Origin of the sequence: Acinetobacter sp. AKBS16 (assembly GCF_002899995.1) — a bacterium.
Taxonomy (GTDB): Bacteria; Pseudomonadota; Gammaproteobacteria; order Pseudomonadales; family Moraxellaceae; genus Acinetobacter; species Acinetobacter baumannii.
Genome location: NZ_POYH01000027.1, coordinates 1 through 26,175, shown reverse-complemented (window position 1 = coordinate 26,175; position 26,175 = coordinate 1). Strand labels below are relative to the sequence as shown.

The following is a 26,175-nucleotide window of genomic DNA, read 5'->3' as shown; positions in this document are numbered from 1 at the left end:
AAATGAAGCGTTAAGGTACTTCCATGCAAAATCTTCCAATTATTGCTGTGCTCTATATGATTTTGTCGATGGTTTCGTATCAAATCAGCGCTTCATTTGCCAAGCAACTTATTGCGGCTTTAGATCCGCTTACCGTTACTATTTTAAGACTATGTTTTGCAGCAGTGATTGTTGCCTTTATGTTCCGTTCTTGGAAAATCTGGTCTCGTTTACCTTATTTAAAATGGCGTGATTTATTAATGTACTGCGCATCTTTAGGGTTAATGAATATCTTATTTTATACCTCTCTTGGAAAATTACCCCAAGGGATTGCGGTAGGTCTAGAATTTATTGGTCCATTAGGCCTAGCCCTAGTTTCTATCAAACAAAAGAGCGAATATATCTGGGTAGCTTTTGCCATGCTGGGTATTGCACTCATGGTACCTTGGCAAGATCCAACTCAACACCACTTTTCTTACGTAGGTGCAGCCTGTGCTTTAGGCGCAGGGCTTTGTTGGGCATTCTATATTTATTTTGGTCAAAAAGTTGTAACTCAAAATATAGGAATGCATTCCTTAACCATAGGGATTACCGTATCTGCCCTCGCCTTATTACCAATTGGTATTTGGTATAATGGCCCAGCATTACTTGATACACAGTACTGGGGTAAAGCCTTACTTATTGCAGTTTTAGCGACTGCTATTCCCTATGCACTCGACCTAATGGCACTCAAACAACTTAATAAATTAACTTATGGCACCCTAACAAGTTTAGCGCCAGCATTGGCAGCATTAACAGGTTTCTTATTACTTCACGAAGAAATCAGCATGCTGCAATGGGTGGCTTTAGCTTGCGTAATGCTAGCGTCAATTGGGGTTACTTTAAGAAGCAAAACAGCATCATAGGTGTAGCTTATTGCTGTTTTTTATACTTTTTATATTCCTTTAAATATTTATTGCCTAGCGTTTCTTTTTCACTATCTTTAAGAATTTTACCAGCTTGTTGAAAAAATTTATGCTCTTCTTCTTTTAAGTGGTGATGGACTTTTTCGCTCAACTGTTTAGCGGTTGCCAACCAACTTGGGCTACTCATATCCGTTTTTTCGAGTTGCTCGACCAACTCATCCATTTCATGGTGTTCAGATAAAGCATGTCTCGTAATATCTAAACCGACATCATCAAACATTAAAGGGATATATAAATAACGGTCTTCGGCAACTGAGTGAGCATAAAGTTCGTTTTTTAATGCATCAAATAATTCTTTTCGTTCTTCGGTTAAACCATGTGTCTGGATTAATTGTTCAGAAAGGTTGCGTTGATTTTCGTGGCTTTCTCTTAATGCTTCGAAAATATTCATTCTCTTCCTCATTTTTAGTTAAAAAATCTTTTTTATTTCAAGGTTTATCGTACGGCAAAATTTATATTATTTAAGTAGCTTAAAATGAGACTATTTTTTACACAGTTTTCTTTCTAGTAAGTTTCTGTAATGTTTTTTATATTTTCAATTTTAAAAGATACATAAAAGTATGAACCACTCCTCAGGAACAGTTCATACTTTTTATCTTATTTAACCTGTAACAAACATTTGATATCCCAAACGGCAAATCAGGATACTCACCAAAATTAAAAAGATAATACGTACAAAACCACTACCATATTTAAGCGCGGTACGCACCCCTACAATAGAACCTAGCACGTTAGCCGCTGCCATCATTAAACCAATATGTAAAATAGCGTGCCCAGTTGGGATGAGGAAACTCAGCGCAGCTAAGTTAGTCATAAAATTACCGATTTTTGACAACGCCGAAGCATGTAAAAAATCGACTTGTAAAAAACGAATGAAGAAAAAGATAAAGAAACTACCAGTACCCGGCCCGAAAATACCGTCATAAAAGCCAATCGCCAGACTACCGATACCAGCTAAAACGAGCATTTTCGTGGTAATTTTTTGCTCGGTATGGACTTGTCCGAAGTTCTTTTTAACTAGGGTATAAATCGCAATCACAATCAACATCACGAAAACAAAAGGACGCAATACCGATTGAGGGATAAGCGACAAACAAGCCGCACCAGCGAAAGAACTAATCAAGGCACAAATGGCAATAACGGCTAAAAGCTTCCATTGCAACTTTACTTTTTTAGCAAATGTATAAGCTGCCGATGCCGTACCAAAAATGGATGAGACTTTATTGGTACCAATCACCGTAGCAGTCGACATGTTAGGAAAAGTGCTCATGATCCCGGGAATCTGGATGAGTCCGCCGCCACCAACAGCAGCATCAATTGCTCCCGCAGTAAACGCAAAAAAGATCAAACTAAGGATAACATCCCATTCCATGCCCATGTTTTATACTCTACATCTACTACAAATTTAAGATACGTTTAGGTACCAACCGTTTTTTATCGGTAATTTCAGCTAAACCCAGACAGCGTTCACCCGAAAAAACCAACACTTCTGCTTCTGCAGAATGATCAATATTGCTTTCTAGACCGTTACAAAAATATTTTTCCCGTCCTTCGGGAACCTGAATTTTTAAGAAATGGTCAATTGGAGCATATACGGGCAGTAGCAAAGCTTCTCTTTGCTCTTCCGTTAAGCTTTCCAAATATTCAATGGTATAACTTGGGATGAGTTCAAAATGTCCAGTTTGAATACGGTGAAGCATCGTTAAATGACCACCACAACCAAGTGCCTCACCAATATCTTCACCTAACACACGAATATATGTTCCTTTAGAACAAGTTACATCTAAAGTGATACTATTTTCATTAAATTCAATGAGTTCTAAGGCATAAATCGTAACCGGGCGTGCCTCGCGCTCAATCTCTATACCCTTTCTGGCCAGCTCATATAGTGGCTTACCTTCTTTTTTTAATGCCGAGTACATCGGTGGAACTTGTTGAATATCGCCCCTAAACTTTTCTAAAGTTTGCTCAATAAGCTCTTTGCTAAGAACCGGGATAGGACGTTCTTGTAAAATATCGCCTTCAACATCGCCTGTTGTTGTAGTTTGGCCTAATCGAACAGTAGTTTGATAACGCTTTGTCGAGTCCAGCAAGTAATGTGAGAATTTAGTGGCCTCTCCTAAACAAATAGGAAGTAAACCGGTTGCTAATGGATCTAATGCACCAGTATGACCCGCCTTTTGGGCACGGTAAAGCCAACGCACTTTTTGCAAAGCAGCGTTAGAACTTAGCCCTAATGGTTTATTTAAAAGAAATACACCACTGATATGGCGACGAGAAATTTTTTGATTTTTTGTCGTCATTTTTACTGGAACACAAAGCTAGAGAAAAGTGCCGACATGTTAGCAAATTCAGCAAGATATTTTCATAATATTTAGGTGCCTTTTCACTTATTTTATGGCACATTAATGATCGAGTAAAAAAACAACAAATGAAAACTTAAGGAAGATATCTTTATGCAAAGGATGCAGAAAAAGATATGGTGGTGTGTGCTCGGATTTTTTATTTTGAGCCTCATCGCATGTGTGTATTGGCTAAGCCCAGACTCGGAAAATACTTCACCTCAGCCAAATCAGGATGAAGCTAAAAGTTTGGTAGCTACTTCGCAATCTACTTTAAATTCACCATTAAACGAAAATACTTATTTGAGTAAAAGTCAGCAAGATACTCAAGTTAACTGCCAATTAAAAATTGATAGTTCACAGCATTTAGTTGTGAATAGCCAAACCCGTGACTGCTTTGAATATTTTATTACGCAGTATGGCGAGAGCAATTTACAACAAGTTAAAACTCATTTTGAGAAATTTATACAAGATCAATATTTAGAGCCAGCCCGCTCACAGATTATTGATTTGTGGACGCGTTATTTAAAATACCGTGAGCAGCTCGCACAAATTCAACCGCCTCAATCTAAACAACAAGATCAAAATTATTTTCAAAAGATCTTCAGTTCAATTCAAGATATAAGAAAACGTTTCTTCTCTGCCTCTGAAATTGAAGGGTTATTTTCAACAGAAGACATTTATCAGAACTACACATTAGATCGCATGAAGATTTTAGAAAATTCATCTTTAAGCGAAATTGAAAAAGCTAAAAAACTCAAAGAGCGCTTTGAACAATTACCAGAAGACTGGCAAGAAAACCTACAAGAACTCTCAAAGCTTGATGATTTACACACACTGACCAAACAAATTAAAGCTCGCAATGGTTCAGCAGAGGAACTTCGGCAAATGCGTACAGCACTTGTTGGAGCCGAAGCAACTCAACGATTAGAAACTTTAGATATACAGCGTAATGCGTGGCAACAGCGAGTGACTGGCTACTTAAATCAACGTGATGAAGTCCTGCATAGCAATATGAGTGACAGCGCTAAAAAACAAGCTATCCAACAACTACGCCAACAACAATTTAGCTCATCGCAAGAACAGCTTCGTCTTAGAACTTTTGAAACAGTCCATGATCAAGGAGGTGAACTACCCTTTAACTACTAGGCTTTTCTATTTCAAAGTGAGCCAAACCTTATCCAGCAGTAGAAGCTGCTTCTCATACAAAATAAAAATAGTGAGTAAAAAATGAAAAGGAACTTAATATTTTTCTGTGCTGCAATACTCTCAGGACTGAGTGTTTCAGCAACCCATGCCACAAATGCCGAGCAAGTCAAAAGCTCTTTCGTCTATTCGACTTATGCACAAACCAAATATCCATTGGTTTTTAACCATGGTATGGCGGGTTTTAATCGAGTTGGAACAGATACGCTTGGTCTGGACTACTGGTATCAGATTCTTCCTGATCTTGCACGTAACGGAGGAAATGTCTGGGCAACAAGAGTTTCTCCGTTTAACTCAACTGAAGTTCGTGGAGAACAACTTGCCCAACAAGTAGAAGAAATTATTGCCATCACCGGAAAGCCTAAAGTCAACTTGATCGGACATAGCCACGGGGGACCAACAATTCGCTATGTCGCTGGGATCATACCTGAAAAAGTCGCTTCGCTTACTACTATTGGTGCACCTCACAAAGGATCACCAATGGCAGATGTCATCCTGAATGTTGAGGGTACTCCTCTATCTGGGTTGGCAACATTAGTAAACTGGTTTTCCGCAGCAATTACTTGGGCAGGAGGTCTAGACCCAAATAGTTATCCGCATGACTCCCTAGCAGGTGCCCACAGTTTATCGACTCAAGGCTCTGCACAGTTTAATGCCCAGTTTCCAATGGGTGTTCCTATCACGTCTTGTGGTGAGGGTGCTTATCAGGAGAAAGGCATTTATATGTATTCATTCTCTGGTAATAAAGCGCTGACGAACCCATTAGATCCATTTGACATGGCATTGACAGGAAGTAGTCTAGTGGTTGACCCATTTGGGGATAATGATGGGCTTGTGTCTCGATGCAGTGCCAAATTTGGTAAAACTATTCGTGACGACTATAACTGGAATCATTTAGATGAAGTCAATCAGGTCATGGGAATACGTTCTATTTTTGCAGCAGACCCTGTATCGGTTTACCGTCAACATGCTAACCGTTTAAAACTTCAAGGATTATAAGCTTTAAAACAAAAAATGCGCCAAAAGGCGCATTTTTTACTCGCTATAAGCTTACGCTTTACGAGCTGGTAATTTTTCACGAATACGTGCAGCTTTACCAGACAAGTCACGGAGGTAGTAAAGTTTAGCACGACGAACGTCACCACGACGTTTCACTTCGATTTTAGCAACAACTGGTGAGTGAGTTTGGAATACACGCTCAACACCAACACCGCTAGAAATTTTACGTACTGTGAACGCAGAGTTCAAACCACGGTTTTTCTTAGCGATTACAACACCTTCAAATGCCTGAAGACGTTCACGGTCACCTTCTTTTACTTTAACTTGAACAACTACTGTGTCACCAGGAGCAAATTCAGGAAGGTCAGTTTTTAACTGTGAATTTTCAATAGCTTGAACTAAAGGATGTTTACCACTCATTGTGGGAATCTCCAATATGTGCGGAGTCAGAAGAGGCCTGAATTTCCGCTGGGGATAGAGGCTAAAGCGCATATCAACCCGTTTAACTTTCCCTTTACGACAACCGTAAAGAGCCTTAAGTACACATAAATCTATAAAAAATAGATTTATGCTTTAATTCGAAGCAAAGCTTCTCATCTTTTGCTCAGAAAAACACAGGGGATGTGCTTACCCTTGTTCATCTGACAGCCATTTTTTTTGCTGCTTAGTCAACGTAACCTGTTCAATCAACTCAGGTCGACGCTCTAAAGTTCGTTGATAACGCTGCAAAAAACGCCATTTCTCAATATTGGCATGATGTCCCGACTTTAAAATTTCAGGAACCTCTAACCCTTCAAACTGGTCTGGCTTAGTGTATTGCGGACAATCCAAAAGACCATCTACAAAAGAATCCTGTATCGCTGATTGCTCATCTGACATTACATTCGGCAAACGGCGAATAATACTATCAAGCAACACCATGGCAGGTAGTTCACCACCAGATAAGACATAATCTCCAATTGACCATTCCTGATCAACATAATGCTGGATCAAACGCTCATCGACGCCTTCATAACGCCCACACAATACAATTAAGCCATCATAATCGACAAACTGCTGTACTGCCTGTTCATTTAAAGTTTTGCCTTGTGGAGACATATACACCACAGGTACATGAACACATCCTGCTTGCGAAGCAAGTTGTTTGGCATGGTTAATTGCTTTTGCCAAAGGCTCCGCCATCATCACCATACCAGGGCCACCACCAAATGGACGTTCATCCACTCTTCGGTAATTCCCTTCAGCAAAATCACGTGGATTAATACAAGTGACTTGTACTATGTCACGTTTTGCTGCACGCCCGCTAATCCCGTAGGCTGTAATCGCTTCAAACATTTCAGGAAAAAGCGTAATGACTGCAAAAAACACCGCAGACTCCTCTATTTTCCTGCTGCGTTAATCCTATAAAAAGGATTAATAATCTACGCCCCAATTGACGTAAATGCGACCAGCTTCAAGATCAACGCGTTGCACCACATCTTTATGCCACGGGATCATGCGTTCTTCTGAATCAATGCTGTCTGGTGTAGCGCGTACAACCATCACATCATTGGCTCCAGTTTCAAACAACTCATGAATTTGCCCCAAGTTCACTTCCTGTTCGTCGTCATCAAGACCTAACACTGTTAAGCCTTTCAAATCTGACCAGTAGTACTCATCTACATCTGCTTTCGGCAGTTGAGATTTAGCAATCCAGATATTAGCGCCAACCAAGCTTTCTGCTCCTGTGCGATCACTCACACCTTTTAGAGCAACAACCAGGCCTTTGCCATGTGGTTTCCAACGTTTTACATCAACGATTTGCCAACCGGCCTTGGTCTCGATGTACCAAGGCAAGTAGTCAAACATATTGCTCATGGGTTCTGTATTGGAATACACCCAGAGCCACCCATTTAATCCATAAGCTGAACGTAACTGTCCAATCTGAATACGATCTTCGGGAACATTCTGTGTTGGTGTCATGGGCTACCTACTACAATAATTATGCAGTAGCTTTTTTAGCTTGAGCAGCCAAAGAAGCAACACGTTCAGAAGGTTGAGCACCTTGAGAAACCCAGTGAGCAAAACGGTCTGCATCTAAACGAAGTTTTTCTGCTTGACCTTGTGCAGTTGGGTTAAAGAAACCGATACGCTCGATGAAACGACCATCACGTGCATTGCGGCTATCAGTCACAACGATTTGATAGAATGGACGTTTTTTTGCGCCGCCACGTGCTAAACGAATAACAACCATGATAAAAGCCTTATAATTCTTACGGATTATCCCTGCGCCGACCATCGGCAACACTTCAAACCCCTTTCATAGAGGGCGACATTCTACGTGATTTTCACCCTGAAAGAAAGATTAAATTTTGAGTTATCCGCAGTTTTGAATTTAAATTACTCTGTCCAACTTGATGAAGCAGATAGTGCACAAACTGTGGCACCTTTTGCCCAAAATTTTTGCCCTTGGTCATTTAAACAAATAATTCCATCACCTGCTTGTGAGCTAGTAGAAATAGGTGTTGCAGTAAGTACCCAAGTTGAATCATTCAGAGTTGCAAAAGCTAACTTATATAGAGCCTGACCTTGTATAGGACTCACATTAGAACCATAAATCGACTGTATGGTCGCATTCGACGGATAACGATTGTGAACTACTTTTTCTGATTCTAATGTTTGGGCAATATTCATCATTTCGGATTGAACAGCTGTACGATGCCCTTTACGTAAATATTGCAAATATGAAGGTGTCGCTATAGCTGCTAAAATTGCAATTATCGCTACTACAATCATGATTTCTATTAAAGTAAAACCATTCTTCATTGCCAATTCTCACTATTTGTTTCACATACATTGCAAGTGACTGTTCCACCACAGTCATTATCAACAGCCGTAGCTGTTAAACTTTGACAACGCAAACCTGAATTCTTAGCAATAAAATTAAAGTTTCTTGAATCTGTAGTTGTCGCTTTAATGACCCATGTTTGCCCATTTGCAGCAGCATTCGTCAATAAATTTCCTGTCGTCGTATCATCAGTAATCTGAATCGTATATCCCCCGCGAGGTAGGGTTATAGAGGTTGTGGTAAACCCCCTATAAGTAAAATTTCTTGATTTATGCTGTTCCAATTGTTCAGCTAATTTCAAAATTTCACTTTTAGCCGCAGATGCAGTAGCTCTACGGCTATAACTTTGATATGAAGGGATAGCAATTGAAGCAAAAATAGCAACGATAACAATCACGACCATAAGCTCAATCAAGGTAACCCCTTGATTGAACCGTAGAATAGAGTACTTATTCATAAGCTGTTCCTTCTAGCGATAGCGCTCATACCAGCGCACAGGAAGTAAATGACTTATACATTGCCACTCACCTGTTCCGTTCTCGTTTCCAGACAGCTGTAATTTCCCACAACTATTAGTCACAGGAGGTTCATCTCTTTTTGGAACAAATGTGATATTACGAATACCTGCACCAATGACATTTGTATTACATTCAGAGACTCCAGCTGGACAGTTACTACCAGTTTTTGTTTGAAACCCGCTCGGGTTTTCTTTATTTGAATTAATGGTTCCATCCGGATTAAGACAAGCACCAAATGGTAAACAATAAGTTTGTCGGTCTGTTTCTCCCACAACACGAGGTAGACAAGGATCTGCCGCAACAATTCCCGTTCCTTGAGGGTCATAAACTGGAATAATTAAATTACCCGTAATTGCCATTGGTTCCTCAAAAGCTTTGAGTCCTCCTTTAATACGAAAACTATTATTAGCTTTTTCTGTACCATCGCTCGTACTAGAAAGCGAGCGATACCAACCACCTTTACCTACTCCTGTAGTGGGGAAGAAAATTTGAGCTACTCTTGTTTCACCTGTTCTTAGAATTTGTGGATTTTTTCTTAAGCCTGTCCGTGTAATATCTTTTGTTTCAAGCTGATTATCAGTTAAAGACATTAAGTTCTTTTTAACAAAGTCTTTATCAATAATTCCATATACATTATTTACAGGACGTCCACTTAATGCACTTGCAGGCGTCATACCTTCACGACCTGTGAGTGGGTAAACGTCTAAAGGTGTACTACGGTCTCCTGATGCAATACCTACTGTAATAAAAGTGTGAATTCCATAATCGTGGATCGTTACTGTTGGAGGCTCATAAAAACGAGGAGCATTCCCACCTGTATAATCATTTGTGCCATCATAAGTTGAATCATTTGTTGCTAAATTCGCTAAACGCACAACTCTGACACCAAAACTGCTATAGGTCGAATTGGTTTTTGTCTGATTATTATTAAGGTCCACGCGAAAAATTTGTCCGCCTAAATCTCCAAAATATAGATGGTCGACTAAGCCATCAGCATCACGGTCTAAAGTACTAATACGGCTAACAATACTATGCTTCATATTGGCGTTATCAGTATTAGAACCTGTATCACTTGTCCACCACAAACGCTGACCAGTTTTTGCATCAATAATATAGACAGCATTTCCTTTTGCTTTTCCATTGGTAAAGCAAGCGTCAGTCAACGTAATATTTGGTTTTTCATAACACTGATCATAACCACCGCCAACAATCAGGACGCGTCTAATAGAACCGTTATAACGGATGTTCGCGAGTACGGGTTTAGACCAGCTTTGCCCCATACGGCTATAGTCAGTCTGGTCTGCCCCTATTCTAAAAAGCAGTTTCGGTGAAGTAGGGCTTAATACATCTAGTCCGTAGTAGCTACTTCCCCCCATGCGCATGCCGCCATAAATATTCATTTGCTTTGCAGTTACTTTTGATACTGCCGAGCTACCACTTCCCACTGTAGTAATATTATAGGCTGGATCAGATACCCAAGCTCCGTCCATACCATGAGCGGGAGCTGAAGCATCACTTTGACCAACAACTAAAGCTTTGGAAGCAACTGAATCATTTAAAATATCTGCAGGAACAAAGACCATTTGCTCAATACCAGATGAAGCATCCACAATATGTAACCCGCCTTCCATGGTTCCATAGAGGATGGATTGTTCTCGGGCAGATGTTAAATTCCCATTATCATCTAGTGTTCCATTGTAGGTTAGTTGAACCGGTAAAGAGTGAATACTTCCCCCCATCGATAAATAAGGTTCATTCGATGTAACCAAAGATGAAGGCAGAGTTGTTGCATTAATATCTGTTGAATAACCTAAATAATTTAATATTTTTAATTTCAAGCTTATAGGAAAAGCTTTTAAAATATTTTGTCCAGTTGATGGATCAAATTTACCTAAAACATAACTTGCTGTATTAGCCACCGTATCAAAAGGATTAGTTCCTTCTGGTGGAACAGCTGGAATTTTTAGCAAATTAGTTCCAGAAGTTGAAATTTTCGTTAAGCTACCATCTGCTGCAACGGCGGAAACATCAGTAAATAAGTTGCGGATTTTACTTTGTACTGCGTAATAATATTTTGTGATATTTCCTTCTGCATCACGTGTTTCAGGTTGCCCAGCAATGGGTAAAGGCACATTCGCATATGAACCACCTAAAAAGACTTTGCCTCCGTCAGTATAAGTAGAGCTATTCCAATAATCCTTTGTTCCAGTCCTAAAAGCCCCACTTGCATTGTAGACTAATCCGCCAGAATTGGCCTCAAAAGCACCTGCATTCGCTCCAGATAAAACAACATGATATTTCTTTAAATTTCCACGCCATGTTAAGTACGTGTTAGCTGGATTTGGCTCAAAAGCTCGTAAATAACCATATTCCTGTAAATTTTTGGGATTCAATGCATCATATGGAACTGAGATAGCACCTGTGGTTAAGGGTTCTAAAGGAACTTTATCTAAATTATTAATAAATGCGATAACGCTGTCTGTTACACCTTGTGAACTCTGAGTAGGGAAAAAACCACCATTTCCATAACCTGGTGCAGCTACCGCATTTGTAGATTGATTCGGTGAACACGCATCATCTCCTTTTCGGTCAGACTGGGTTCTCGAACTTAAACGGCAGGCATTTTTTACATCAGAAGAACTCAAACTAGAAAAGTCACTACCAAAACCGACAAATGCTGTTTGAATAGAGACTCCGGCAGGATTCTTTGTTTTATCAAATAATCTTTTTGCAAACTCCCCCATACAAGCCCAACCAGAGTCTGCCGTAGTGTTAGATAAACCTCCAGAACAATTAAAATCAGCTCCAAAAGTACTACCTAAAGCAGTCGACATAACACTTGCCGAACGTGTATTTGTTGTATTGTTCGGTTCGCCATCCGATAAGAAGTAAATACCTTGTCCATCACAACTCTGACGATTCGCTACTGCAGGTAAAGGTGACTGATACACTGCATTGGAGTTAGTAGCATTTCGGTCTACAACAATATTCGGATTGCTAGCTGTATCGTTTGATTTAGATTTTGGAATACCGCTATCTGCATTTGCTACAGCATAATTAAAAGTGGTGTAGTAATAAGTATAGTAATAAGTCCAGTCAGATGAAGTCTCATAATCTGTTAATGTATTTACTCCTGGATTGAACGTGGTCCAGCTACTCCAGCCATTAGAACGACATGATTGACTTAAGGTATTAATATCAATTTGTGAAGAATTAGTGCAAGAAGAGTATTCAGTTTTATTATCAAATCTTCTTACACGTTTAATATAACTCTCTTTACGAATAGCATAATTCGTTTCTGAATATGTGGTTGTTCCCATTAAGTAAGCAGCTGCTTCAGCATAAGCATGGGCTGAAGGTGTCGTGCCCCCTGATTTTAAATTAGCAACAGCTTGTTTTAATTTATAACGTTGTGAGCCTACCGTATTTAAAGTACTCGCATCTCCTAAAGGGGCAGCAGCCACTAAAATTTGTCCACTTCGGCTATCACCATTTGCCGAGAAATTTCCTAAACCTACTCGCGTATCATTTAAGACAGGGTTATTGCTAGCTAAAAAAGCATTCATACCATCTTTAAGCATAGCCAAACGGTTTTCACCATAACTATTGCTGGTCATACTTCCTGATGTATCCAACATCATCACAATTGTTTTTTTACCTGCTGTAGGTGAGGCATAAATTTGTAAATCACTTGCTTGCACCACAGAGCTTGTCATCAGCCATGTGAATATCATTGAGCTTGAACAGACGGCATACCATAAATTATTTGGCTTAAAATTCTTCAATTTTAGTTTCATGATATTCCCCATTATGAACCTGGTGCCGTGATTTCAGTCAGCTTATTGGTATAGTTAAATTCTTGAACTTGAGTACTAAAAGGTACGTTATGGTTTGCCAAACAATCGGCTAGAGTTTGCTTATCCGTTAATGCACTATCAAAGTTGTCACTAATTTTTGCGGAACTCGTACTTAAGCAATCAGATTGCAAAGTTTCTAAAGAAGTTGAGGCATAAGCAGGTAAAAACGCTGTTGTAATAACCCGAATACGTTGCGTAGATAGCATGCTTTTAGGAAGTTGGGTTCCTTCGGAAAGATTTATGTCCCGAGGTAGATTTGAACCCGGAATATCAGCCATGGCATCGGTTGGGATACTGACAGCAACTTGAGTAACTACCGCTTGACGATTACTCCCATAGTCACTTGTTAAATCGCAGAAACCTGCTACTCCACCATCTTCAACCACAGCATTATTGGCGCTGCCAGCTCGAAGCAAACTTGCCCCCCGAGTTTGAGCAAAACTTACAGATGTAGAAGTTGGTTTATAGCAAAAGTTATATTCCGCACCAGGGTTACTTTCATGTGCTTTCAGTGCTGCTCCAATCACATTGGTAATATTTGTCAATGTGGTTGGGTTCATCTGTACAATAAGCTCTAACGGAGTATCTGAAGATTGAAAGTTTAATTGGCCAACTTGGCTATTAGTTGCAACTTTTAGAGAAACAATCGCTACTCTTATTGCCAAAACCCCGACAGAAATAACAATCAATAAAATAATAAGTACAACAATAAGTGTGGCACCCGTTTCCTTAGATCGACCTTTAATATTTTTATAATTTAAATGGGTCATATTGTTTCCCCCATTGCATTGCGTAAAGCAATTGTCACGCTATATACGCGTCGCAAAAAGCGAGTTCTGTTATCGGCAGCATGCACATTCTGATCTAGCATAAGAAAAGACTGATTAGGGTCTATTGCCTTATTTTGAGCATTATTTGTAGAACGGGCTAATACCGATATTTGTATTGACAGAATTCTTGGAGCAGCCACAGCTGGACTCGCATCTCGAGCAGCTTGTGCAGCCACCCGATACTGAGGAATTGTGTAATAAGCAAAATTACCAGCTGCGTTTTTCGCACCTAATAAGACATGAAAATGGTCAATACGAGGCAGTATAATTTGCCCTGCATCTCCTAATCCATTAACGATATCAGGTTGCGCTGTAGCACTAACCGCAGGGGTATTCGCATCACATGCAAGTGCATAATCCTGTTGAGAGCTACCATTATTATCAACACGTAAAAAATACCGTTGAACTATTAGGTCCCCCGCTAACACATTCACACCTTCACAATTAGTCATATTGGTCGGGGCAATGAATTGAATAGTCAGCTGATCGCTTTGTACTTCAGCATTTGAACTATTCTGTATATTTGAAAGACCTTTCCAGTGGTTATTCACTGTACTTACCGTATCACCTGCACCACGGCTTAATAACGCTTCCGGAATATAAGTATTTGTATCAACTTTTGGAATAAAATTAATATTGTTGGCATTTGTTGCTGTTGAACCTGTTAATACAATACCTCCCCAAGGCGTTGTATCTGTTAATTGTGGATTTACAATATTTCCATAATTTAGAAGCCGTATATCACGTGCCATATATTCCAAACCAAAAATACCGCTGTCCTGGATTTCAGCATTGGCCTTTTGCAATCGGCTCGATAAAAGCCCTCCAATAAATAGCTGTGTTGCAGCAGCTACTAATATTAGGCCTAAAGCTAAGGCGACTATAAGTTCAATCAAGGTAAAACCTTGTTCTTTATTAGAAATAAATGATTGAGCCATTTAATATGCCTCCATCATTAAGCAAGTTGAATTATTCACGTAAACACCGTTATTACTCATACAACTTGAAACATCCACACTAGTATTTGTTCCATTTGTAGTAATCACTGGCGCAGTTTTACCCCAAAAGACAAATAGGCACTGGCGTTGTTGCACCATTGTATTTGTAACGCCAGGGCAATTTGACATCGTAATTCTCATACCCAGTTGATTAGCATTTCTAGCTGCTTGATAGGCATCAAATTGAGCAAGTTGGGAGGCAGTACATAGAGAGTTAAAACATGACGTGGGTGCAGGAGTATCAGATGTATAGTTGCTATAACTACGCACAAATGTAAGATACTGGCTAGCTTGAGTACTATTTGTACGGATATTTTCTGCTAATCCCCTCATCACTAGAATGGCTTGAGATTTACTTAATGCTTCTGAAGATGCATCCATAGCTCTTAGCTGCAAGGCAACATAACCTAAAACTCCAATAGCAAGTAAAATTAAGGCAACCAAAACTTCGAGTAAGCCCACCCCAGCTTGGGCTTTTTGCTTATAGTGATGCATTAACAAGTCTCCTCGGCCTTAAAAACTAAAGTGCCAAGCTTGGTCAAAATAATGACTTTCTTTTTATTTATTCTAGAATTACAAATAGATAAAAGCGTATCTTGAGTTATATTTGCCACTACTCCATTTGCATTAAAAGCTAAAGTGGTAGTCGTTAAAGAACTTTGCGTACCATCAGCGGCTATATTTTTTAGCTCAAGAGTATTATTAGAAGCTGTCTTCCAATTTAATGAAGAGGGTGTATTTGAAGCTGTTGAGTTCAAGTTAACAGAAACATTCTGACGGCCTAAAATTGCCTGGCTTTTCGCTTCTGATAAAGTGTTGATTAAGTCTCTTTGATTAGCATCTAAACGTTTACTTTCTAATAAATTTGACATTGATGGTGCAGCCATCAGTGCAATAATAGCCATGACCGCAATCGTCACCATTAGCTCGACCAAGGTGAACCCTTCTTGCGGAATAATTCCCCTCATCCCCAGAACCCCAAATAAAACTAAAATTTTTTATTTCTTATTTAAATTTTACTTTTACAAATTACAAAACAAATACAAAACAGACAAAGGGTATAAAAAAACAGATAACTGTCATGTTAACAATTATCTGTTTAACTATTTAAAATCAGTATGTTAAATAAGTCACATTTTATGCTTGGGTCACATGAATACGTAATTCTTTAGGAAGACTAAAAGTAATATTTTCCTCACGTCCTTCTAATTCTTTAGGCGCCTGAGCTCCCCAATCTTGTAAACGTTGAATCACTTGCTTAATTAAAATTTCTGGAGCTGAAGCTCCCGCTGTAACACCAATTTTACAAGTATCATTGAACCATGATTGTTCAAGTTGATCTGCATTATCTACTAGATAAGCAGCTTTCCCCATACGCTCAGCAAGCTCACGTAAACGATTCGAATTTGAAGAGTTAGGCGAACCAACAACCAGCACAACATCACATTTTTCAGCTAAGTCACGTACTGCATCTTGTCTATTTTGAGTTGCATAACAGATGTCATCTTTACGCGGACCTTGAATATTCGGGAATTTTGCACGCAAAGCATCAATCACTTTTGCTGTATCATCAATAGATAAGGTCGTTTGCGTAACAAATGCTAATTTTTCCGGATGTCTAACCTCGAGTGCTGCCACATCAGCCTCATCTTCAACCAGATAAATATCGCCACCTTTTAATTTGTCATATTGTCCCATCGTACCTTCAACTTCTGGGTGCCCTTCATGACCAATTAAAATAGCTTCTGTCCCTTCGCGAGCATATTTAGTTACTTCAATATGTACTTTAGTCACCAATGGACAAGTTGCATCAAAAACTTTTAAGCCTCGACGCTCTGCTTCTTGCTGAACTGCTTTTGAAACACCGTGCGCACTGAAAATTACAATAGAATCATCTGGCACTTGATCCAGCTCATCAACGAAAACTGCCCCTCTTGGCGTAAGTCATCTACCACAAATTTATTGTGTACAACTTCATGACGTACATAAATAGGAGGATTAAAACATTCCAAAGCCCGATTGACGATTGCTATGGCTCGATCAACACCGGCACAAAAACCACGCGGATTAGCTAACACAATTTCCATAACAGCCTCAAAATTAATAAAACAGGGGAACTTCTCGTAAATATTTGCAGTTAAAACTATTCAGTTTAAACGCACGGTACACTACAATAGCGAAGATATTTTATCATATCAGGAAAAATATCATGTCGGGTCTATTGTTTGTCGTTTCTGCTGCATCAGGAACGGGCAAAACATCTTTGGTGAAAGCCCTACTTGACCGTGTGAGCAATTTACATGTTTCAGTTTCGCATACTACCCGAGGTCAACGACCAGGTGAGTTAGATGGTGTTCACTATCACTTCACAACAAAAGATGAATTTTTAGACCAAGTGAACCAAGGTGGATTTATCGAATATGCTGAAGTATTTGGTAATTACTATGGCACTTCGCAAGCAACCGTAAAACAACAGTTAGCTCAAGGACATGATGTCTTGCTTGAAATTGACTGGCAAGGTGCAGAGCAAGTACGCAAGCTGTTTCCTGAGTCTAAACAGATCTTTATTTTACCACCTACTCAATTCGATTTACGTCAGCGTTTATCTAACCGTGGTACAGACTCTGTTGAAGTTATTGAACACCGCTTAAGCTGTGCTGTTGAAGACATGCAGCATTATGTAAATTTCGACTATATCATCATTAATGATGACTTTAATAAAGCCCTACATGAGCTTGAAGCCGTCATTACAGCAAATCGTTTAGTCTTATCTCAACAGGCAAAAAGACATCAAAATCTAATTCAAGACTTGATTACTCCACAACCAAAACAGGAATAACTTGAGTCTGGAACGAAAGCCTTTTATACTATTTAGTCTGTTCAAATTTACCATTCCAAAACGAGAACTTTTATGGCACGCGTCACCGTTGAAGATTGTTTAGATCATGTAGACAACCGTTTTGAGCTTGTGCTCGTTGCAAGTAAACGTGCTCGTCAATTGGCACGTCAAGGCATGGAGCCAACTGTAGAATGGGATAACGACAAACCAACAGTTGTTGCTTTACGTGAAATCGCTGTAGGTCACGTAACGAAAGAAATTCTTAAACAACGTGAGCAAGATTACCAAACTTCTAGTCTTGATCTTGCCCTTTCTACAAACAGCTTAAATTTAGAAGGTTTTTCTTTCTAATTATTCCTGTTTCTATAAAAAACCATCGTTTTTTTGCGATGGTTTTTTATTTGGCTTATGCATATTTAAAACATATTGGTAAAAGCAATTATTTTCATTGAAAAAAAAATACACTTTTTCAAACGAAAAAATTGACAAGTTCCGCAATATGCTTTTCATTAAGAAGTAGATAGATTTAGTTTTTTAAGCAACAGAAAAAGGGTGGTCTATGCCAGGCGAAGAGGTCAGCCAAGCCAAGCAACAGCTCAAATTAATTATCGACCCTTACTTATCGGTAAGTGAAGTCGAAAAAGTGCTTGCTGCCTGCGATTTTGGAGATCTGGCACACACTGGTATTACCCGTAAAAGTGGTGAACCTTATATTCTGCATCCTATCGCGGTTAGCTGTATTTTAGCGAATATGCGCCTGGATCCTGAAACATTAATGGCTGCACTTTTACATGACGTCATTGAAGATACTCAATATACAAAAGACGATATTATTGAGCGATTTGGACAAACAGTTGCAGAGCTTGTTGATGGCGTAACCAAACTAAGCCAGTCGAGCGATAAAGAATATAATAAAGCTGCTTCTTTTAGAAAAATTCTACAAGCTACTTTGCAAGATCCACGCGTCATTATTATTAAACTAGCTGATCGCTACCACAATATGACCACATTGGGCGCCTTACGTCCTGATAAGCGTGCTCGTATTGCTCAAGAAACATTTGATATTTTCGTACCTATGGCAAGATTAGTCGGCATGAATGAAATGGCCGATAACCTTGAAAATTTATGTTATCAAAATCTCGATTTAGATATGTTTGATAACGTTCAAAATGCGTTGCTTCAAACCAAGCCAGAGCGATGTAAATACCAAAGTATCTGGGAACAAAATCTTGCGGAGCTTCTCCACAATTATCATATTCAAGGTCGAATTAAAAAGAAAAATAATAATATTGAGCTCTTACGCCATTTCGTAAAAAATGAAATGGATTTACAAGAACTTACTCATAGCCATGCCTTTGAAATCGTTTTGCAATCCATTGCAGACTGCGATCGTTTAGTAGCAGCCTTAAAAGAAAATTTTCAGGTCATCCAATATCAAGATCATATCCGCCGCCCGTTACCAGGTGGCAATCAGTCATTAATGATCAAGCTTAAGGGTGAAAAAACTACCTTATCGCTCACTATTCAAACTGAGTTGATGCGTAAAGCTGCACGTTTCGGTGTAGTACTCGGCGAAAATGCCCCACAAACTTGCCGCTCTGCCATTCAAGCTTCCATGCAGAACCTAAATACACTCATTGATGGTGAATGTGCTAAAACGACTTTTAATGACTTACTTGATTATTTGCATCAAGAAAAAATTTGGGTTTACACACCACACGGCCAGTTACATGAGTTACCACAAGGTGCCACAGTAGTTGATTTTGCCTATTCAGCTAGTCTTTTCTTAGGCAACCATGCGGTAGGTGCGAAAGTTGATGGTGAAATTAAGCCACTTTCTACACCATTAGTTAGTGGGCAGGTTATTGAGATTATTACTGACGTTTTAGCAACGCCAAATCCAGATTGGCTGAGCTTCATTAACACTCAAAAAGCTCGCCGTGCTTTACAGCACGTACTCAAAGACCAAGATATTGAAGAACAACGTTTAGTTGGTGCCCAAGCACTTTCACGAGCTTTGAAACTCTTTAATCGTTCTATTAACGACCTTTCAGATGCAGATTGGTTGGATCTTTTACAATGGCGTCATATTGATAATAAAGATGCATTATTTGAGCAAATTGCTGTTGGAGATTTACTTCCTCAACTTGTAGCTAACCATTTGTTTGCAAATGACAAGCATCCTCGAGCAGAAAATTCAGATCGACTAATTCAAGGAACTGAAGGCATTGATGTTAAATATGCCCACTGTTGTAATCCTATTTTAGGCGATCCAATTCAAGGCCATTTAACACGACGTGGTTTAATTGTGCACCGTATTCGTTGTCATAATTTGCTTCATGAACAACATTTACACCCAGAAAACATTATGCCGCTTCAATGGAAAGCAGATGACGTAGATGATGTACGTTTTACTGCTTACCTTGCGATTTATATGGCAATGAATGATGAACAGGTATCAGACCTCATCTATCAATGTCGTAAAAATAATGCTGGGGTAGAAATGGTACATTCCAACGAACAGCGTACTTTCGTCAATATCGTAGTAAACAACCGTAAACATATTGCAAAAGTCATTCGTGATTTACGAATGCACTATGGCTTCCCACGTATTGAGCGTCTAGACGCCCCTGCTCCACAAATGGAAATTTCCAAAGTCAGCTAAAATTTGTTCTGCTTTACTAAAATCTAACTTCTAGAAGTACCTAATCAATTAAATCGATGATACTTTTGTCAAAACGTATCATCGATTATGATGAAAAAAGATTTAATCAAGGAGAACCAAATGTCCCGTCAAGTCATTCATACTGAAAATGCCCCTGCTGCCATCGGCACATATTCTCAAGCCATTTTAGTAGGTAACACACTATATTTATCAGGGCAAATTGGTTTAGATCCTTACAGTATGGAACTTGTAGACGGTATTGAAGCTCAAATCCGCCGTGTTTTTGATAACCTTAAAGCAGTATGTGAAGCTGCAGGCGGCACACTTGCAGATATTGCAAAGCTCAATATTTTTCTTACTGATTTATCTAATTTCCAACTCGTTAACCAAATTATGGGCGAATATTTTGCTCAACCATACCCAGCTCGTGCTGCACTTGGTGTAGCAAGCCTGCCTAAAGGGGCTTTAGTTGAAATGGATGGAATTGTTATTATTAATCAGTAAGATAAAATATTAACTAGAAATTATTTAGCTCTAAAATTAGATACCACCCCAGCTTAAAAAGCTGAGTAACTCTCAGATTTCCGCTTAGGTGGTATTTTTTTATCCAAAATCCCAATAACGATAAATGAGATTTTAAATGAATTTCATTGACAAACGATAATAATTATCAATAATATCAATTATCGCATTTATATTTGGGGATCACTCCCATGTACGTTTGCTTGTGTCGCGGCATTACCGATCAGGATATTAAAGACGCTATTGAAAATGGCGCTGAAAGCTATCGTGAAATTCGCGATTTGCTTGATCTTGGTACTTGCTGTGGACGCTGTGCACCAGAAGCACGTGCTATTATTAGTGAAGAATTAGCAGAAATTGCTGCTCGCATTTCTGTAGCTGCATAATAAAAATTAATATTTAACAAAAATTTATTGACTCCTCCACCGCTTTTTGCGGAACGTTAAATGTTCCTCATTGAAGCGGTTTTTTTTGGAAGGAAATCCACATTTACCAATATTGTGTTGTTTTTGATTGCGATTTTCATTTGCTGTTCCATAAATTACTCGCCATATCCATGATTGTTCACTAAAATGAATTTATAGATTGCCTTAATTGAATTAAGGCAGAAATTGTTTTGGAGTAGCTACAATGAAAGGCAATCGTGATGTGATTAATCAGCTCAATCAAGTGCTGTATCATCATTTAACTGCAATTAATCAATACTTTTTACACTCTCGTATGTTTAATGATTGGGGAATTGAACAACTCGGTTCTGCCGAATATAAAGAATCAATTCGCCAAATGAAGCATGCTGACAAAATTATTGAGCGTATCTTATTTTTAGAAGGTCTCCCTAATCTTCAACACTTAGGTAAATTGTATATCGGTCAACATACAGAAGAAGTTCTGCAATGTGACATCCGTAAAGTAAAAGAAAATATTGAAGCAATTCAGAAAGCGGTCGCTTTAGCCGAAACAGAACAAGACTATGTAACGCGTGATTTGGTACAAGAAATCTTAGAAAAAGAGGAAGAATATTGGGATTGGTTAGATACTCAAATTGATCTTATTGGCAGTGTTGGTATCGAAAATTATATCCAAAGCCAAATGTAATTCCTCATAAAAAATCCCCTTGTACTCAAGGGGATTTTTTTTATTTATCTTTTAACAACTCTGCCAAAGTTATTTGCTGTCGGTAAAGATGCTGCAAAATAAATATTTGTTGCTCGGCCTGTTCTACTTTTCCATTATAGGCAAGTAGCTGGGCATATTTACGCAAGTTATAAGGCGTCGCTTTATTCTTCACAAAATTACCCCACACTGCTAAATCAGCATCAGATAAAGTAGTTTCAGGCTTCATCTCAATCCATTTTAGACGCTGCTCAAACTGCGTTAAAACAAAAATCTGATTACTTCCCAAAACCTCAGCATTTGGCTGTTTATTCTTAAACAACAAATTACTATTTGTGACATAGACATTATAGTCACGCCAAATTGCTAGCAGAAGTATTAAACTTATTCCCCAAATTAAACGAAGAACCTGCTTGTTGAGTACAATACCTTTGAGTACAGGTGTCTGTGCCTGAATTATGCCTAATAAGAAACCACAAGTAAGTAAGAAGTAAGCGTAGCGTTGAGGAAACTCTAACATGGCATGAATGAGTACGGTACACACCATCATAATTGCAATAATTGAGATAGTTTCTTTAGCCTGCTGGTTTAGCCAAAGGAACCAACACGTAAAGTAAGCAATAATGGCTATACCTATTGGAATACCGTTCCAGATGATGAGATCTAATAAAATATTATGGGCACTGGTCGTCCACTCAGTTGTTGGAAAAAGAGCATAGGCTGACATTTGCGCCACACTGGTTTGGTTCCAACCATACCCTAACCAAGGATGCTGCTGTACAGCAAGTAGCATTTGGGTCCAGATATTAAAACGTAAATATCCAGAGCTTGCTCTTTCAACTAAACTACTTGCTTGGGTTACATCAGTGCTTGACCATGCTTCAATTAAACTAGTAACAAATGGCAGAATCACGCCAGCTATTACAAAAAAACCAGCGCACCACAAGAACCCTTGAATAAAACCAAATCTTTTTTGTTTTCCAAATAGTTTAACTATCCAATAGATAAGTAAAAATAGAAAAACGACCCAAGACGTTCTTGATTGGCTTAAAGCGATTGTAAACAAAATAATGAGTGCTGAAGGGAAAAGTAACCAAACTGTTGCTTTATTCTTTTCATATAAAAATAGACATCCTAATAGCCCCATAACCAGAAAGGTTGCCATATTGTTAGGTTGACCAAAGTTACCGTAAGGACGGTTACCAATTAAATGCAACATATGCACAAAATGAGACTCAATATTTAACCATTGGCATATCGCAATAAAACTGGTCGCAATTGATACAATAATCAGTAATAGACTAAAGCCTGTAAAAATTTGATCTCTCTTTTTTTGATCTAAAGATAGGTTGTAGCCAGCCAAGACCATAAACCAAAAACCTAATAAGTAAAATGTACTTAATAAAGCCGTACTTAAATCAAAAACTAGACCAAAAGCCCACTGCACCACTGGAATTAGAATAAATGGCAATAGGAATAATTGTGCACGCGGAATTTTAATATTTTGATAAAAAAGTGCAGCTAAGACACTTAAACCTGCCGCAAAAGTACTCATTTCACTAGAAAACATTACCCAAGGGTTATAGTGAAATGGTGATAACCACGCAAAACCCAACAAAATTGCTGCGAGGAACAGAAAGAATACTTGCATAGTGATAGGTTTGAGACTATTAGAAATGGGTGAAATTATACATGGAACCCTAAAGAAAAAATGTATGAAGTCTATATGAAAAGGACTTGATAAAGTTTACTTCAAAAGTTAAGGAACTTTTGAAGTTGGTACTAAGTGCTCTGCACCACCATACAACCAAAAGTTTGGAGCCATTCGTCCCCCATAGCTTCCGCAATTCCAGCAAGTTAAATCTTGCCCTAAATACATTATTGTGATGTATAAAAATAAAGCTCCCCATAAAGCAATCAGTATTTTTGTCGACCTAAAAGAATATTGGGAACAGGAAGTTAACTCTCTATGAGAAAAAGTAAAAGCTATAAATAATACACAGGCAATTTGTGACGCTGGGTACACCATACTACCTGAGAACATTGCATCAACTAAAACGGCGATCACACCAACTTTCAAAATTAATGAAACAGTTTTATCTTTAAATAAACCGATTAACTGGGTCAACATCCATATACTGAATATGAGACCTATAATGCCCCATTCAAAAATAAGTCTTAAATATAGATTATGTATATGATGTCCATACGCATACTGTATTTTAGACAAATATCCACCACCAACCCCAGTAAATGGGTGCTGTTTCCATTGTTCAAATACAAACTTCCACATTTCTGCGCGTAGCGATGTTCCCGCTCGTATTACAGTCATTGTATTTTTTTCAGCTAAAAAAATAGTGATTTTATAAACAAAAAAAGCTAAAAAAATATAAATACAGCTTTGTAAAATAAGCTTTCGATTCTCTTTAGAATATATAAAGAGAACTAGCAATCCTGTCATTACCGCAAGTAAAGCAGACCTAGCCCCATCAAAAAACCATGCTAAAGCAAAAAAGAAAATTGCTATAGGGTAAAAATAAGAGATATAAGGATATTTCTTATTTTTCAGATAAATCAGGAAGAAAAATAAAGGAACAATAACACTATCATAAATCCGAATCGTGCCAGAGTTAAACTGCCAATCAAACCATTGTTGATGGATAATAAAATTAAAAATAGAAATCAAAATAAATAAACATGGAATAATCGCTGTAACTACAATTAGTGCAATACCATGCTCTATATTTTTTATATTCCTTAACTCATATGTTAAGGCAGAAAATATAAAAAGTAATGCTATCGCAGACCAAAGCTCTTGAAACTCAAAAATTTCCCAATTTATTTGCTGAGTTAATATGAGTACTCCAATAATAAAAAAAATAATTTGAGTATTGATTGAATATTCTAATTTTTTTGCGAAGATTAATATTAATAAAGCACATAACGCTAAAGGAAACTGCAATAAACGAAGTTCATCATATTGAACGAAAGACCAGCCAATTTGATATCCCAATAAGGCTGCGACAAGATAAATTACTATTAGAATAAATAGAATAGTTTTTTTTAACATATTTATTTTCTTTAATAAAAAAGAGAGGTTAGAACCTCTCTTTTTATCTAATATTAGAAATTAAGAAGCTGTGAAAGATTTCGGTAATAACTCCTCATCCACATCGGTATCAGCCCCTTTAGTTAATACGCCATTTTCTTGAACATTGATCACGATTTTCTTTTCGCTTAATTTACTGGATACACCATCTTTTGCAAAGGTATAAGTAATTGCACATGGTGAGGTTGCACCACTTACAACGGCTGTACCATACTTTCCAGCTACAGTATTTTCTGTAGTAATATCTGATTCACATTTTCCATTTTGTAAATTAGTTTGAATTGTTGTTTTCAATCCATCTGCTAGAGTAAATGCCTCAGATGCTTGTGACTTAGCAATATAGTTTTGATACGCAGGAATCGCAATTGCCGCCAAAATACCGATAATGGCAACCACAATCATAAGTTCGATTAATGTAAAACCTTTTTGTGCATTCATAGCCTTTTCCCCAAAGATTGTATGTATGTTTTTATATAAGCTTTTCAGCTATCAAATTTATTGCAGCAATCATGCCAACTTTTATTATTGTTAAAAAACATAAACTTATAATTTATTGAGTCTTATTTTAGTAGCTTAAGCTGTAATTAACTGACAAAAATTGTCACTAGAAATTTATTTAGACTGAATCACCAATAAAAATTAATTTATTGCCTATTTCATTTTTTTAATATCGAATGTGATAAAAATCTCTATAAAAATAATCAAATAGGTGACATTTTTTGTCAGTCACCTTTTGAGCAAAAATTCTAAAAACAGTTAAGTTTTTGAGTTAATCATTTAATTAATAATGATAGGTGCGTTACCTAATTCATTTAATTGATCTGGCATGTTTTCATCGTAAAAGCGTGACATCACTTCTCCAATTTGCTGAACTCCTGTAACTACAGCTTTCTGGTATTGCTTTTGTTGAAGCTGCTCTACAATCGACTTACATATGTGCTGCCATATTTGTTCAGTAGTTGCATTCCTAATCCCACGATCAAAGATAATTTCCACTGTGCGTTCACACAAATTTAAATAGAGCAATACACCACTATTGAGCTCTGTATCCCAAACACCCAGTTCTGCAAATAATTGCTGGGCTCGTAAACGTGTATTTTGTCTATACGCTTGTGAACATGGGATATGGCCTTCTATGACAACCTGTATTTCGCCAACATGTCCATGCTCTGCTTGCTGTACAGCCTCAGCAATAACTTGTTTGTCTTGTTTGGAGAAATATCTGCTACTTGCTGGTAAATAACAAAAATGCTTAAACCAACGTTTTAAACTGGGCTCTACAGATTCCTCAATTTTTGGCTGAGTAATAATTTGGGTTGTTTCTGATGTTGTTACCATGAGCCTGAAGCACCTCCACCACCAAAACGTCCACCGCCGCCGCCATAGCCTCCGCCACCACCGCCAAA

27 protein-coding genes and 2 pseudogenes are annotated in these 26,175 nt (G+C 38.2%); 10 read left to right on the top strand and 19 right to left on the bottom strand.

The window, feature by feature from the left end:
• The first annotated feature begins 23 nt into the window (after positions 1-23).
• On the top strand, positions 24-884 hold the full coding sequence (locus C1642_RS04130) for an EamA family transporter (RefSeq protein ID WP_001180504.1): 861 nt from the start codon (positions 24-26) through the stop codon (positions 882-884).
• 7 nt (positions 885-891) lie between these two features.
• On the opposite strand, the gene C1642_RS04125 is transcribed toward C1642_RS04130, so the two are convergent.
• The 3 genes from C1642_RS04125 to truB all read right to left on the bottom strand — a co-directional run bounded on the left by C1642_RS04125 (position 892) and on the right by truB (position 3,247).
• Positions 892-1,335, bottom strand: a complete 444-nt coding sequence (locus C1642_RS04125) for a hemerythrin domain-containing protein (RefSeq protein ID WP_001019905.1) — start codon at positions 1,333-1,335, stop codon at positions 892-894.
• A 210-nt stretch (positions 1,336-1,545) separates the two neighbouring features.
• Complete coding sequence (locus C1642_RS04120; protein WP_000525222.1) at positions 1,546-2,322, bottom strand: sulfite exporter TauE/SafE family protein; 777 nt, start codon at positions 2,320-2,322, stop codon at positions 1,546-1,548.
• A 19-nt stretch (positions 2,323-2,341) separates the two neighbouring features.
• Positions 2,342-3,247, bottom strand: a complete 906-nt coding sequence (truB, locus tag C1642_RS04115; protein ID WP_000208689.1) for a tRNA pseudouridine(55) synthase TruB — start codon at positions 3,245-3,247, stop codon at positions 2,342-2,344.
• A 153-nt stretch (positions 3,248-3,400) separates the two neighbouring features.
• Here truB and C1642_RS04110 point away from each other — a divergent pair, with 153 nt between their 5' ends.
• Positions 3,401-4,435: a lipase secretion chaperone gene (locus tag C1642_RS04110; RefSeq protein ID WP_002027627.1), complete on the top strand. Its 1,035-nt coding sequence runs from the start codon at positions 3,401-3,403 to the stop codon at positions 4,433-4,435.
• Between the two features lie 114 nt (positions 4,436-4,549).
• The gene (locus tag C1642_RS04105) at positions 4,550-5,491 is read left to right on the top strand and encodes a lipase family alpha/beta hydrolase (RefSeq protein WP_103235966.1); all 942 of its coding nucleotides are present in this window, start codon (positions 4,550-4,552) and stop codon (positions 5,489-5,491) included.
• A gap of 51 nt (positions 5,492-5,542) precedes the next feature.
• Here the strand turns inward: C1642_RS04105 and rplS are convergent, their stop codons facing one another.
• The 12 genes and pseudogenes from rplS to ispH all read right to left on the bottom strand — a co-directional run bounded on the left by rplS (position 5,543) and on the right by ispH (position 16,608).
• Entirely contained in the window at positions 5,543-5,911 is a 369-nt protein-coding gene (gene rplS / locus C1642_RS04100; RefSeq protein WP_000014562.1) for a 50S ribosomal protein L19, read from the bottom strand.
• Between the two features lie 207 nt (positions 5,912-6,118).
• The gene (trmD, locus tag C1642_RS04095; RefSeq protein ID WP_000464599.1) at positions 6,119-6,859 is read right to left on the bottom strand and encodes a tRNA (guanosine(37)-N1)-methyltransferase TrmD; all 741 of its coding nucleotides are present in this window, start codon (positions 6,857-6,859) and stop codon (positions 6,119-6,121) included.
• A gap of 45 nt (positions 6,860-6,904) precedes the next feature.
• Positions 6,905-7,453, bottom strand: coding sequence for a ribosome maturation factor RimM (rimM, locus tag C1642_RS04090; RefSeq protein ID WP_000189236.1), 549 nt, complete (start codon positions 7,451-7,453; stop codon positions 6,905-6,907).
• A gap of 19 nt (positions 7,454-7,472) precedes the next feature.
• Positions 7,473-7,724 (bottom strand): 30S ribosomal protein S16, encoded by a 252-nt coding sequence (gene rpsP / locus C1642_RS04085; RefSeq protein WP_000260334.1) that lies wholly within the window; start codon positions 7,722-7,724, stop codon positions 7,473-7,475.
• Positions 7,725-7,870: 146 nt separating this feature from the next.
• Positions 7,871-8,296, bottom strand: a complete 426-nt coding sequence (locus C1642_RS04080; RefSeq protein ID WP_000788342.1) for a type IV pilin protein — start codon at positions 8,294-8,296, stop codon at positions 7,871-7,873.
• Positions 8,293-8,775, bottom strand: a complete 483-nt coding sequence (locus C1642_RS04075) for a type IV pilin protein (RefSeq protein ID WP_001046417.1) — start codon at positions 8,773-8,775, stop codon at positions 8,293-8,295. Before C1642_RS04075 ends, C1642_RS04080 begins: the two co-directional genes overlap by 4 nt.
• A 12-nt stretch (positions 8,776-8,787) precedes the next feature.
• Positions 8,788-12,633 carry a PilC/PilY family type IV pilus protein gene (locus C1642_RS04070; RefSeq protein ID WP_213064248.1) on the bottom strand — a complete coding sequence of 1,282 codons (3,846 nt, stop codon included), beginning with the start codon at positions 12,631-12,633 and terminating at the stop codon, positions 8,788-8,790.
• Between the two features lie 11 nt (positions 12,634-12,644).
• Positions 12,645-13,463, bottom strand: a complete 819-nt coding sequence (locus C1642_RS04065; RefSeq protein ID WP_000149374.1) for a PilX N-terminal domain-containing pilus assembly protein — start codon at positions 13,461-13,463, stop codon at positions 12,645-12,647.
• The gene (locus tag C1642_RS04060; protein ID WP_000079191.1) at positions 13,460-14,461 is read right to left on the bottom strand and encodes a PilW family protein; all 1,002 of its coding nucleotides are present in this window, start codon (positions 14,459-14,461) and stop codon (positions 13,460-13,462) included. The genes C1642_RS04065 and C1642_RS04060 overlap by 4 nt, the downstream gene beginning before the upstream one ends.
• Entirely contained in the window at positions 14,462-15,022 is a 561-nt protein-coding gene (pilV, locus tag C1642_RS04055; protein WP_103235951.1) for a type IV pilus modification protein PilV, read from the bottom strand. It abuts the gene before it with no gap.
• Positions 15,016-15,489, bottom strand: coding sequence for a pilus assembly FimT family protein (locus C1642_RS04050; protein ID WP_001214058.1), 474 nt, complete (start codon positions 15,487-15,489; stop codon positions 15,016-15,018). The genes pilV and C1642_RS04050 overlap by 7 nt, the downstream gene beginning before the upstream one ends.
• Positions 15,490-15,658: 169 nt before the next feature.
• A pseudogene (gene ispH, locus C1642_RS04045) lies at positions 15,659-16,608 on the bottom strand (4-hydroxy-3-methylbut-2-enyl diphosphate reductase).
• A gap of 122 nt (positions 16,609-16,730) precedes the next feature.
• On the opposite strand from ispH, the gene gmk reads away from it, so the two are divergent.
• From gmk to bfr, 7 genes and pseudogenes are all read left to right on the top strand, one after another.
• Positions 16,731-17,360 carry a guanylate kinase gene (gmk, locus tag C1642_RS04040; protein ID WP_000015937.1) on the top strand — a complete coding sequence of 210 codons (630 nt, stop codon included), beginning with the start codon at positions 16,731-16,733 and terminating at the stop codon, positions 17,358-17,360.
• Positions 17,361-17,432: 72 nt separating this feature from the next.
• Complete coding sequence (gene rpoZ / locus C1642_RS04035) at positions 17,433-17,711, top strand: DNA-directed RNA polymerase subunit omega (RefSeq protein ID WP_000135049.1); 279 nt, start codon at positions 17,433-17,435, stop codon at positions 17,709-17,711.
• 38 nt (positions 17,712-17,749) lie between these two features.
• Positions 17,750-17,880: pseudogene (locus tag C1642_RS04030) on the top strand (hypothetical protein).
• Positions 17,881-17,919: 39 nt separating this feature from the next.
• Positions 17,920-20,025 carry a RelA/SpoT family protein gene (locus C1642_RS04025; protein ID WP_001117590.1) on the top strand — a complete coding sequence of 702 codons (2,106 nt, stop codon included), beginning with the start codon at positions 17,920-17,922 and terminating at the stop codon, positions 20,023-20,025.
• A gap of 120 nt (positions 20,026-20,145) precedes the next feature.
• Positions 20,146-20,529: a RidA family protein gene (locus C1642_RS04020; protein WP_000090000.1), complete on the top strand. Its 384-nt coding sequence runs from the start codon at positions 20,146-20,148 to the stop codon at positions 20,527-20,529.
• Between the two features lie 209 nt (positions 20,530-20,738).
• Entirely contained in the window at positions 20,739-20,933 is a 195-nt protein-coding gene (locus tag C1642_RS04015; RefSeq protein ID WP_000289091.1) for a bacterioferritin-associated ferredoxin, read from the top strand.
• A gap of 244 nt (positions 20,934-21,177) precedes the next feature.
• Positions 21,178-21,642, top strand: a complete 465-nt coding sequence (bfr, locus tag C1642_RS04010) for a heteropolymeric bacterioferritin subunit Bfr (protein ID WP_000678123.1) — start codon at positions 21,178-21,180, stop codon at positions 21,640-21,642.
• Between the two features lie 40 nt (positions 21,643-21,682).
• Here bfr and C1642_RS04005 read toward each other — a convergent pair whose 3' ends face one another.
• The 4 genes from C1642_RS04005 to C1642_RS03990 form a co-directional block, all read right to left on the bottom strand.
• Positions 21,683-23,311: a PglL family O-oligosaccharyltransferase gene (locus tag C1642_RS04005; protein WP_103235950.1), complete on the bottom strand. Its 1,629-nt coding sequence runs from the start codon at positions 23,309-23,311 to the stop codon at positions 21,683-21,685.
• Positions 23,312-23,419: 108 nt separating this feature from the next.
• A complete protein-coding gene (locus C1642_RS04000; protein ID WP_103235949.1) occupies positions 23,420-24,730 on the bottom strand; it encodes an O-antigen ligase family protein in 1,311 nt (436 codons plus the stop codon).
• Positions 24,731-24,790: 60 nt separating this feature from the next.
• Positions 24,791-25,207, bottom strand: a complete 417-nt coding sequence (locus C1642_RS03995; RefSeq protein WP_103235948.1) for a pilin — start codon at positions 25,205-25,207, stop codon at positions 24,791-24,793.
• A gap of 339 nt (positions 25,208-25,546) precedes the next feature.
• Positions 25,547-26,107: a TPM domain-containing protein gene (locus C1642_RS03990; RefSeq protein ID WP_020753495.1), complete on the bottom strand. Its 561-nt coding sequence runs from the start codon at positions 26,105-26,107 to the stop codon at positions 25,547-25,549.
• Positions 26,108-26,175 lie beyond the last annotated feature (68 nt).